Consider the following 11,586-nt stretch of genomic DNA (forward strand, 5'->3'; position numbering starts at 1 on the left):
ATGGCAACGTCTTTCACACCCAAGGTACTTTCGTTAGCAGTGATTATCGCTGCCGCAACATTGTCAGGCTGTGAAAAGCCAGAGCCAAAAATTACGCCTAAGTTGGTGGTGGTTGAGCAAGTTAATACCGCTACTGTGCCCTTATTTGGTAACTATGTTGGGGTGACTCAAGCGTCATTAGATGTTGAGGTTAGGGCACGTGTCGATGGGTTTGTGCAAGATAAAAGCTTTATTGAAGGCAGCGCGATTAAAGAGGGCGCCTTACTTTATAGCATTGATAATCGTCCTTACTTAGCTGTAGTAAACAGATTAAAAGCTAACGTTGAATCACAGCAGTCAGTGCTAGATAAATCTAAGCGAGACGTTGAACGCTTAAAGCCGCTTTATGAGCAAGACGCTACCAGTCAACTTGATTTTGATAATGCTATTTCGGTACTTTCACAAGCAAGATCAAGTCTTGCCGCCAGTAAAGCTGAGCTAGAAGAAGCTGAACTTGAACTTAGTTATACCCAAATTACCTCACCCATTTCTGGGTTAGTGAGCCGCTCTGAAGTGGATATTGGTGCGTTAGTGGGTAGCAGCGGCCAGTCACTATTAACCCGAGTGAAGCAAGTCGACCCTATTTTCGTGACCTTTAATATGTCGGCTCTTGATTACCTCAACGCACGCCGCCGTATGACAAGCTACAGCGAACAGCAAGAGGCTGAAGCTGAAGGTAAAGCTGTAGAAGGCTTTGTGACCATTACACTGCCAGATAACAGTGAGTACCGTTATTTAGGTGATGTTGGTTTTACTGACCCGTCAGTTAACCCTGAAACGGGTACATTCCAAGTAAGAGCTGAGCTGCCTAACCCTAATAGGGAGCTACTTCCAGGGCAATATACCAATGTTCGTATTAAACTAAATGAAGTTAATAACGCGATTGTTATCCCGCAAAAAGCCACTCAAGTTGAGCAAGGCGGGGTTTATGTCATGGTGGTATTGCCAGATAATAAAGTGGAGCGTCGTTTTATTGTTATTGAGCATCAAGGCCAAATGGGTGTGGTGGTTAAAAGTGGCCTAAAAGCGGGTGAACTGGTTATTGTTGAAGGAATGCATCGTGTACGACATGGTCAATTAGCTGAACCTTTAACGGCTGATGAATACCTTAAAAGAGAAGATGCCATCCTTAAAAAGCAAGGGCTTAAGCAACAGGAGCAAGAACAAGAACAGGAGCAAAAATAATGGCTCAATTTTTTGTTAATCGACCTGTTTATGCCTGCGTAATTTCTATTGTCATCGTGTTGCTTGGCTTAATTGCCATGTTTCAGCTGCCGATTGATCAATATCCGTATATTACCCCGCCACAGGTAAAAGTCTCTGCATCATACCCTGGTGCAACATCAACGACGGCGGCTGAATCGGTTGCCACGCCACTTGAGCAAGAGCTTAACGGCTTGCCCAATATGATTTACATGAGCTCAAAAAGCACCAACTCAGGTAGTGCCAATGTCACTATTACGTTTGATGTGGGTACTAACCCCGATCTCGCAGCCGTTGATGTGCAAAACTCAACTCAACAAGCGACGGGCAGTTTGCCCATTGATGTGCAAACAGAAGGGGTATCGGTATCTAAAGAAGCCTCAGTTGAGTTATTAAAACTTGCACTCACCTCAAGTGATGAACGTTTCGATGAGATTTATTTAAGTAACTACGGCACCATTAATATTGAATCGGCGCTCAAGCGTATTCCCGGTGTTGGCCGAGTGCGTAATACTGGTGCTCGAAGTTATTCGATGCGTGTTTGGTTAAGACCCGATACGATGGCGGGTTATGGGTTAACCACAGCCGATGTGATTGATGCTGTTAAAGCACAAAATAAAGAATCCCCAGCGGGATCAATTGGCTCCCAGCCAAACAGTGACTCGCTAAGCATGACATTGCCAATCACAGCGGCAGGGCGTATGAGCAGTGTGCCGCAATTTAAAGAAATTATTGTTCGGGCGAATAATGATGGTTCGATTATTCGATTACGTGACATTGCTCAAATCGAGCTAGGTTCTTCCTCTTATACTTTACAATCTCAGCTTAATGGCGCTAATGCGACGATTTTACAGGTTTACCTATTGCCTGGAGCTAATGCACTTGAAGTCACTAAAAACGTTAAAGCCGAGATGGCAAAACTTGCCGAAAAATTCCCTCAAGGCATGAACTGGGAAGTGTTTTTTGATGCCTCAGTATTTATCGAAAACTCCATTGATGAAGTGGTTAAAACATTGGTGGAAGCACTGATATTAGTGATTCTAGTGGTGTATTTGTTTTTACAAAATGTACGCGCCACTTTAATCCCTGCCATTGCGGTACCTGTGTCGTTAATCGGTACGCTCGCTGCCATGTTGGCGTTTGGGTTTACCATTAATACCGTGAGTCTTTTAGCTTTAGTACTCGCCATTGGTATTGTGGTCGATGATGCGATTGTGGTGGTCGAGAACGTAGAGCGATTAATGAATGAAAACGGCTTATCGCCTGCCGAAGCAACACGCTCAGCCATGAAAGAACTGTCGGGCGCATTAGTCGCGACCAGTTTAGTGTTGGCTGCGGTATTTGTTCCAGTGTCATTCTTGTCTGGGATCACCGGTATTATGTATCGCGAATTTGCAGTGGCAATTACTGTTGCTGTGCTTATTTCAACAATTGTAGCGCTGACATTATCTCCTGCATTGTGTGCTTTGTTATTAAGACCGGGTGATAAACCCACTTCAGGTTTTTTCAAATGGATGAACGATAAGCTTGATATCAGCACCACCAAATATACCGCGTTGGTGGCGTTAACCACTAAGCATGCAAAACGCAGTTATTTGTTGTTTGCCTTAATGGTCGGTGGTGTTTACTTCATCATGTCGACGTTACCATCAAGCTTTATGCCCGATGAAGATCAAGGTCGTTTATTTATTGATATGACCTTACCTGATGGCGCAACCGTTAACCGCTCACAAGCTGTGCTTAAAAAAGCCGAAGCTTATGTGTTATCCCATCCTGCCATTGCTTATTCATTTACCCTTGCGGGGGAAAATAAACGTTCAGGTTCTAACCAAGCAAACGGTCAGTTTGAGGTGATTTTAAAGCCTTGGGTTGATAGAGCTGAAAGTGATGCCACGGTGCAAAAGGTCATGAAAGATATTCGTCTTTCCCTGCATAACATTTTAGAAGCAGAATTTAATCTGTATTTACCATCAGCAGTACCAGGACTTGGTAATGGCTCTGGGGTTGAAATGGAGTTACAAGATACTTCTGGGACGAACTTTAAAGGCTTAATGGAAACCGCGGATGAATTGGTTGAAGCACTGAAACTGCAACCTGAAATTGCCTCGGCGAGTTTATCTTTACAGAGCGCGATTCCGCAGCTACATCTTACCGTTGATGAAGCGAAAGCCATGGCCATTGGGGTGAATGTGGCTGATATTTATAGCACGATTAAAACCTTTACAGATTCATCTACCGTGAATGACTTTAATTTATTCGGCCGTGTTTATCGGGTAAAAGTGCAAGCTGAAGAGCAGTACCGTCAATTTCCAGAGCAAATAAAAGATTACTATGTTCGCTCAAATACGGGGGCAATGGTGCCAATTGGAGTGTTGGCTGAATATGATTATACGGTGGGGCCTGCAGCAGTGACTCACTATAACTTGTTCAGTAGCGCTTCGATTAATGCAACACCTGCTCAAGGTTACGCATCGGGTGATGTGATTAAGGCCATTGAACGGGTCGCTAAGCCTATGTTGCCTAATGAGTTCAGTTACGAATGGACAGGGATCACTTATCAAGAGGTGCAATCTGCCAATCAAACCAGCATTGCCGTGTCGTTAGCGATGCTGTTTGTGTTCTTATTTTTAGCTGCTTTATATGAAAGTTGGACTATTCCCATTGCTGTATTGTTGATTGCACCAATTGCGATGTTAGGTGCGTCATTGGGGACTTTAGTCAGTGGCATGGAAAGTAATTTGTTTTTCCAAGTGGCATTTATTGCGCTTATTGGAATGGCCGCTAAAAACTCAATTTTGATTGTTGAATTTGCCAACCAGTTACATAAAGACGGCAAGAATAGACTTGATGCGGCTTTAGAGGCTGCCACCATGCGTTTTAGGCCTATTTTAATGACCTCGATGGCATTTATTCTTGGGGTATTACCACTAGTGTTATCGGTTGGGCCTGGCGCTGTGAGTCGCCAAAGTATTTCGATTCCGATTTTATGTGGCATGGTGTTCGCCACCTCGATTGGTATTGTGATGGTGCCGCTATTTTTTGTGACTACGGCAGGTTGGCTTAAATCTAAAATATCAGCTGATGGCAATACAGATAATAGTTCTAAACCTGAAGCTAAACCTGAGACTCAAGCAAAACCAGAAAATGCGCAGGAGGCAGGTAATGTTTAATTTTCAACTGACACCTTCGCATAAAATGACTCGAATCGGCGTTTCTCTAGGGTTAACTTTATTGTTATCTAGCTGCGCTATGGGCCCTGATTATGAGCGGCCTGAAATGGAAGTGCCTGAACAATATCATGATGATCTAGCCCAAGAGTCGCAAACAAACTTGGGTTTATCTAAATGGAAAGAATTCTATTTAGACCCTGAGCTTCAAGTGCTTATTTCTCATGCGTTATCGAAAAATTTAGATTTAAAGACGGTGCGCTCTCGATTAATTGCTGCTCGCTCAAAAGTGACTGTGACAGATGCTGCCTTGTATCCATCATTAGGGCTAGAAGCTGGGGCTGAACGCTCTATTGATAGTGCAATAACCAGTACTGATCCTGAGCACGGTAATGAGTTTACCCTAGATGGCGTCGTATCATGGGAACTTGATATTTGGGGAGCTAATAGACGCAGAAGTGAAGCGGAATATGCCAATTTTATTTCGGCTCAAGATTCGTTAAACCTAGCAGTTATTAGCCTTATTAGTGATGTGGCTAGTCGCTACTATGAATGGTTAGATATCGAGCAGCGTTATCAAATTGCCCTGAATACTGTTGAAATCCGTTTAAAAGAACGTGATTTGTCTCGTTTACGTAAAAAGAACGGGGTGATTTCAGGCTTACAAGTGCGTCAAGCTGAAGTGGAATATCAAAGCGCTAAAGTGACTTTGCCTGATTTAGACTTTGAAAGAAAAGCTAAATCAAACCAGTTAAAAATATTACTCGGCGAGTTTAATTATCCGTTAGAAGTAAAAACGGGTACTGAGTTATTAGAAGATATTCAGTTATTCCCAACGACCTTTGCTGTTGGTGTGCCGTCGCAAATGTTATCACAGCGTCCTGATGTTAAAGCGGCAGAACAAGCGCTTATAGCGGCTAACGCCAATGTCGGCGTGGCGAAAACAGCTTTCTTTCCTCAGTTTACCATTAGCGGAAGTTACGGCACCGAAACGGATGATCTTAGTAGCATATTTGACAGCCAAGGCGTGACTTGGTCTTTGTTGGGTGGAATTACTGCACCTATTTTTAATTCTGGTAGTATTTCCGCGCAATATGAGATTGCACAGCAAGAATATAAACAGGCTAACTTGGCGTATCGCAGTACCGTGCTTAGGGCATATTTTGAAGTAAATGATGCGATGAATAGCTTTAGACGTTCAGAGCTTGCTATTGAAGCGCAGCAAGATTTGGTTGCAGCTTCAAAAGAGTACACACGTTTAGCTATGTTGAGATACCGAAATGGGGTGTCGAGTTCATTAGATTTAATGGATGCTCAGCGTAGCTTATTCAATGCCGAATTAACCTTGAGCCAAGTTAGACGCGACCGTTTATTGTCAATGATCACGCTTTACCGTTCGTTAGGTGGGGGAGTATTGACTGAACAAGAGCTAAAAGATGTTCATAGCGCTGATCTTGAGGCCCCCTCAGTTGATGAACAATCAGTTAAGAGTTCAGAGGCAACTGACTGATTAAGATGTTAATTAATCAGTACTAGTTTTAAATAAACAACGATGACTGTAAAAAGGAGCTAGCAGATTAATTTGTGTTAGCTCTTTTTTATTACATTCTTCACCCATTCTAAAATCCTTATAGTTTGTCCATGGTATTTTTATACTGGCTCTAGGTAAGCATTAAGGCATTTCATCTGTTTACTGTTAATTCTTCAATAGTTTTTGTTGGGTTTTAAGATACATTTTGATGCAAATGTTGTCCTAAACCGCTGCTTTAGTTTCAATTAAACAAACATTAGCAATCTATGTTTTTACATCTATGAAACAGTGGCGAAGAAAAATCTTGAGATTCATCGCTACACGCTAATATTGGGATCGTGATCGCTATGTGAAAAAATCTTCATGGTAGACTCCTGCGCTATTAAAGATGAGATTAATTCCTATTAAGGTTTAATTAAGGATAGCGTTGATGAAACCACTTTCAGTTAAATTAATTAGTGCTGCAATCGCTGCTGCACTATCCCCTCAGGTCGTAGCAGAGACTCAAGAAGTCGTATCAAAAGAAGAAATTAAACAATCTATCTCAAATTTCCATGAAGTGATTGTTGTTTCTGGTTCTCGTATGGAACAGACGCTTGATCAAGTTGCCGGCTCTGTCGTGGTTATTGATGAAGAAGCTATTGCCCGCAATATGAGCACTGATTTTTCAACTTTGTTCCGTAATGAAGCGGCAGTTGATGTTAAAGGCGGTGCTGGTAAACCAAGCTCGGTGACTATCCGTGGTATTGGTGGCAACCGTGTCATGATGGTGAAGGATGGCGTGCGTGTGAACAACCAATATGCTTCTCCATTAGGCCCTGGCGCTGAGGGTACAGGCCGTGGTTTGACTGAAGTTGAAGGCTTAAAACAAGTTGAAGTTTTAAAAGCTGCAGCATCAACCATGTATGGTTCAGATGCTCTTGGTGGCGTATTAGTGATGACATCAAAAGATGCTGATGACTATTTACGTGGCGAAGATTACTACTTCTCAGCGAATGCGGGTTACACCGGCATGAATGATGAGTACAGTGCAGGTTTTACCAGTGCGTTTTCTGCAGGTAACTTTGATAACTTAGTGACGTACCAACGCCGTGAAGGTGAAGAGCAACAAAACTACAGTGAAACACTTCCTGATAGTGATTTAGTGACAGATAGCTTCTTAATAAAAAGTAAATATCACTTTAATGATGACACTAACTTACAGTTAACTGTTGATTATATGAATCAGCAGCTAGACCGCTGGGAAAGCACATTCGATAGTGCAGGAAATAGCTCTATTGACTATGACCGTCAAACACAATCGTTAAACACTTCGCTACGTTTACGCTCTACTAAAGACCGTGTTATCCACGACAATGTCGATTTTGTTTTGTACTACGGTAAAACAGATCAAAGTGAAAAGCGTGATTACTACAATGGTGCTAACGGTGAGGCTCGTGACATTTATGAGCACAGAGATTACCAATTCGATGAATACCGTGTAGGTTTTGCCAGTACCTTTAGCAAATCTTTATCGCTAACGGGTCATGACCACAATATCATTTATGGTGTGGATGTTGAGCAATCAGAAATGAGCCGTCCTCGTGATTATCAAGTGATGGATGACAATGGTAGCTGGACACCTTCAGATACAGATACTTTCTCATTTGCTGACACCAAAAGTTTACGTGTGGGTGCTTTCATTCAAGATGACATTACCTTTTATGATGGCAAGTTAAATGCGATTTTAGGTTTGCGTTACGATTACTTTAAAAACACACCAGATCAAAATCAGGCTGAAGAAGCGGGTCGTGACCCAGCTGATTTTGAAGAAATGAGTGATGGTTTTTGGTCTCCAAAACTTGGTCTTGTGTACCACATGACGCCGAACGTCAATGTGTATGCTCAGTACGCTTATGGTTACAAAATGCCTACGCCAGATCAAAAATGGGGTGAGCTTGAAGTTAAAGATGGCAAAATGCCATTCCCAGTAATGATCCAAGCGAACTACGATTTAGAGTCTGAATCAAGCCATACTATCGAGCTGGGTGTGCGTGGTCATCACGGCGATACTCAATACGAATTCACCACTTTCTATACTCAAGCTAATGATTATATTGATTGGGAATTTGTTGGTTGTGGTGGTCCATTAGGTTGTGTAATGCCTCGTTCGCTTGAGTACCAGTACATTAACTATGATGAAGTGACTTTATATGGTGCTGAAGCATCATTTAGCCAGTGGTTTACTGATGAGATTGAACTTTGGGGTAACATTGCTTACACCCACGGCGAAGATCAAAACGGTGACTACTTAAATTCGGTTAGTCCGCTTAAAGGTAATGTGGGTATTAATTATCACACTTACCTTGCCAATACAGAAATGGACTTCGGTTTAACAGTCCGTTTTGCTGACAGTATGGATCGTACTACTGATTTAGATATTTTCCCGCCAATCCCTGGAATGCCTGATATGGGCTTTAATGAAGTGTTTAATACTTCTGGCTATGCGGTATTCGATGTCACAGCTAACTTTGTCTTGAGTGATAACTGGACAGTACGTTCAGGTATATTCAACGTGTTTGACACTGAGTACATCGATTATGCTGATGTGGCTGGTCAATCTAAGTTTTTGATGTCTAACTTAGGTGTGACTGAAGAGACTTATAGCCAACCTGGACGTTACTTCAGCGTTAAATTGAACTACACGTTTTAAGTGATAGTGATTTGATATCTGTTATAACTATCGCCAGTTAATTAACTGGCGATGAGTTAAAAAAAGCCTTAAATTCAATATGAATTTAAGGCTTTTTATTTTCGCTAGGTTTTTATTGTCTAAGTGAAAATGAAGAAGCTTATCCGATAAAACTTAAGCGTTAACTTGTTTAATCTAAGTAGCTACTTAAGTCACTGCCAACAGGGATAACGACTTCTTGTTGCTTGCCATGGAATAAATAGGCTTCTTTATCGCCGACCAAGGTTAAGGTATCGCCGCGTCGCCAAAGTGCTGTACCTTCTTGAATGCCAATCACTGGAGTTATTGGGTCAACTAAGGTGAACTCAAGTAATCGTTGAGCACGAGTTTCGCCATTATGACCAGGCGCCTGATAGTTGGTGTAATGAGGGTTTAATTGAAAAGGTAGCAGTTTAAGACCCGTAAATGATGCTGGTTCAACAATTGGCATATCGTTTGTGGTTCGAATGCTTAAGCCGGTGATGTTAGAGCCTGCGCTCCAACCAATGTAAGGCTTACCATTAGTGACTTGTTCATTTATTAAATGGATTAGGTCGTAGCGATAAAGTTCGTTTAATAGTTGGAAAGTATTACCACCGCCAACTAAAATTCCGTCAGCGTCTTTTATGGCTTGTTTCGGGTCACTGTATTGATGAATACTGCTGACTTCAATATTCAGTGGCGCCAAACCTTCGGTGACCATTGCAAGGTACTTATCATAGTCGACACTTACGCCAGCGTAGGGGATAAACACCCATTTTTTAGCATGGGTTGTCAGTGGTTTGATGTAATCAATGGCATGGGCTAAATAAGCGGTATTGCCTTCACGAGAACTGCTTAACATCAATGCATTCATAGCCATGTAAATATCCTTAACTGGTTAATTATTAACTTCTTATTCTGGTATACACCGATATTAACAAAGATTAATCGCTTTCCATAACTTAACCCATGACTTAGGCGTAAATGAATGTAAATTTTAAGTTTAGATTAATGCAAGCTACCTAGACTTATCGGCTGATTTATTAATGACACATTGCTAATTTATTCATTGCGTAATTTATTGGTATGCATTCAGGTTAGGTAAGGCTTGCTGTGATACTTTTTTCAAATTAGTCGACATTTTATGTCTATTTTTGAGATTCGACCCTTGAAAAACAATTTTTAGGACATATTATGTCGTTAAGTGTTCATCGATTGTTTGATTAAGAAAGACGAAAAAAATGTAAACAGTACCGCGATTAACGCGAACTGATGGGTTCAATATTTAAGTTTAAAGCGGCATCTGTGCCAGATAGGAGTTGTAATGTTACGTATTATGTTATTGATTGGAACTAACTTAGCAATTTTGCTAGTAGCTTCAATTGTTATGTCTCTACTTGGAGTGAGTACTTCAAGCATGAGCGGATTATTAATTTTTGCTGCAATGTTTGGTTTTGGTGGTGCATTCATCAGTTTAGCTATCTCTAAGTGGATGGCTAAAAAGACTATGGGTTGTGAGGTTATTACATCACCACGTGATAACACTGAACGTTGGTTGGTTGACACTGTTGCTCGTCAAGCAGAGCAAGCTGGTATTAAAATGCCAGAAGTGGCGATTTACCAATCACCAGAAATGAATGCTTTCGCCACAGGCCCAAGCAAAGACAATGCATTAGTTGCAGTAAGTTCTGGTCTACTTTATGGCATGACTCAAGACGAAATTGAAGGCGTACTAGCACACGAAGTTAGCCACGTTGCCAATGGCGACATGGTGACTCTGACCCTAATTCAAGGCGTGGTAAACACCTTTGTTATCTTTGCAGCCCGTGTTGTTGCAGGTATTGTGAATAACGTCGTTGCTAACAACAGTGAAGACGGTGAAGGTCTAGGTATGTTTGCTTACATGGCGGTTGTTTTCGTCATGGATATGTTATTTGGTATTTTAGCGTCAATGATCGTGGCTTACTTCTCACGTATTCGTGAATTTAAAGCTGATGAAGGCGCTGCGAAACTAGCCGGAAAGCATAAAATGATTGCGGCATTAGAGCGCTTAAAAACTGGCCCTGAAGCGGGCGCAATGCCAGCACAAATGTCAGCATTAGGTATTAATGGTAAGCGTTCAATGGCTGAATTTTTAATGAGCCATCCACCACTTGATAAGCGTATTAGCGCTCTTAAAAACAGCTAATATCTTAATATGATTAACAAAAGGAGCCTTATGGCTCCTTTTTTATTGCTTTCTTTTTACTCTTGAACGAGTAGAATAACCTCGACTTTAATATTGCGGATACAAAAAGTGACGCATATTAGGGAGTTGGTGCAGTTGTTAGCTATTAGTGGTTACTTTTGCTGTTGCTAAAATAACCAGTGTTAGCTAAGTTTATAACTGAGCCATAAATGTCGTGCTGATAACCGATATCGAAGAAAGCCACTTGATGAGAGCTTTCTCGACTATCACAAATGGAGGGTATAATAGTGAGCAATAAAATTCTTGTAGCATTGTTTGCAGCAGCTCTTGCTGTACTAACTTTGTCATCAAATGCTTTTGCACATGATGAGAACTTAGCTGATTTCCACGCAGAAATGGGTGGATGTGAAAGCTGTCACGCTGACGGCGAGCCTTCAGCAGATGGTGAGTATGAGTTCGAACAGTGTCAAAGCTGTCACGGAACACTTGCTGAAATGGACGATAATCACGCACCGCATGATGGCATGCTAATGTGTGCAGATTGTCACGCACCACATGACATGAATGTTGGCGATGTACCAACATGTGATAGTTGTCATGATGATGGGCGTTCTGCTCAGTAGTTTTGATAACTTGATTGCTATTTTTCATCGATGCTTATTATGAGTACGATGCAAAATAGTATAAAAAAGCGCCGTTGATGTCGGCGCTTTTTTTATGGCTTTAATTGCAGTTTGTCATCAAACTTCAAGTTGAAGTTGAAAAC

7 protein-coding genes are annotated in these 11,586 nt (G+C 41.6%); 6 read left to right on the forward strand and 1 reads right to left on the reverse strand.

Features of this window, described 5'->3' with window-relative positions; translation table 11 throughout:
• The 4 genes from AC0L4E_RS06975 (at nucleotide 1) to AC0L4E_RS06990 (ending at nucleotide 8,632) form a co-directional block, all read left to right on the forward strand.
• Nucleotides 1-1,224 (forward strand): efflux RND transporter periplasmic adaptor subunit, encoded by a 1,224-nt coding sequence (locus AC0L4E_RS06975; protein WP_473678581.1) that lies wholly within the window; start codon nucleotides 1-3, stop codon nucleotides 1,222-1,224.
• The gene (locus AC0L4E_RS06980; protein WP_473678582.1) at nucleotides 1,224-4,412 is read left to right on the forward strand and encodes an efflux RND transporter permease subunit; all 3,189 of its coding nucleotides are present in this window, start codon (nucleotides 1,224-1,226) and stop codon (nucleotides 4,410-4,412) included. The genes AC0L4E_RS06975 and AC0L4E_RS06980 overlap by 1 nt, the downstream gene beginning before the upstream one ends.
• Nucleotides 4,405-5,919, forward strand: a complete 1,515-nt coding sequence (locus tag AC0L4E_RS06985; RefSeq protein ID WP_473678583.1) for an efflux transporter outer membrane subunit — start codon at nucleotides 4,405-4,407, stop codon at nucleotides 5,917-5,919. The genes AC0L4E_RS06980 and AC0L4E_RS06985 overlap by 8 nt, the downstream gene beginning before the upstream one ends.
• A 451-nt stretch (nucleotides 5,920-6,370) precedes the next feature.
• A complete protein-coding gene (locus tag AC0L4E_RS06990; RefSeq protein ID WP_473678584.1) occupies nucleotides 6,371-8,632 on the forward strand; it encodes a TonB-dependent hemoglobin/transferrin/lactoferrin family receptor in 2,262 nt (753 codons plus the stop codon).
• A 169-nt stretch (nucleotides 8,633-8,801) separates the two neighbouring features.
• Here the strand turns inward: AC0L4E_RS06990 and pepE are convergent, their stop codons facing one another.
• The gene (gene pepE / locus AC0L4E_RS06995; RefSeq protein WP_473678585.1) at nucleotides 8,802-9,512 is read right to left on the reverse strand and encodes a dipeptidase PepE; all 711 of its coding nucleotides are present in this window, start codon (nucleotides 9,510-9,512) and stop codon (nucleotides 8,802-8,804) included.
• Nucleotides 9,513-9,956: 444 nt separating this feature from the next.
• Between pepE and htpX the strand changes: the two genes are divergently transcribed.
• The gene (gene htpX, locus AC0L4E_RS07000; RefSeq protein WP_473678586.1) at nucleotides 9,957-10,820 is read left to right on the forward strand and encodes a protease HtpX; all 864 of its coding nucleotides are present in this window, start codon (nucleotides 9,957-9,959) and stop codon (nucleotides 10,818-10,820) included.
• 287 nt (nucleotides 10,821-11,107) lie between these two features.
• Nucleotides 11,108-11,443 (forward strand): tetraheme c-type cytochrome CctA, encoded by a 336-nt coding sequence (cctA, locus tag AC0L4E_RS07005; protein ID WP_473678587.1) that lies wholly within the window; start codon nucleotides 11,108-11,110, stop codon nucleotides 11,441-11,443.
• Nucleotides 11,444-11,586: the final 143 nt, after the last annotated feature.

Source organism: Shewanella sp. GJ50-10, from assembly GCF_055808815.1.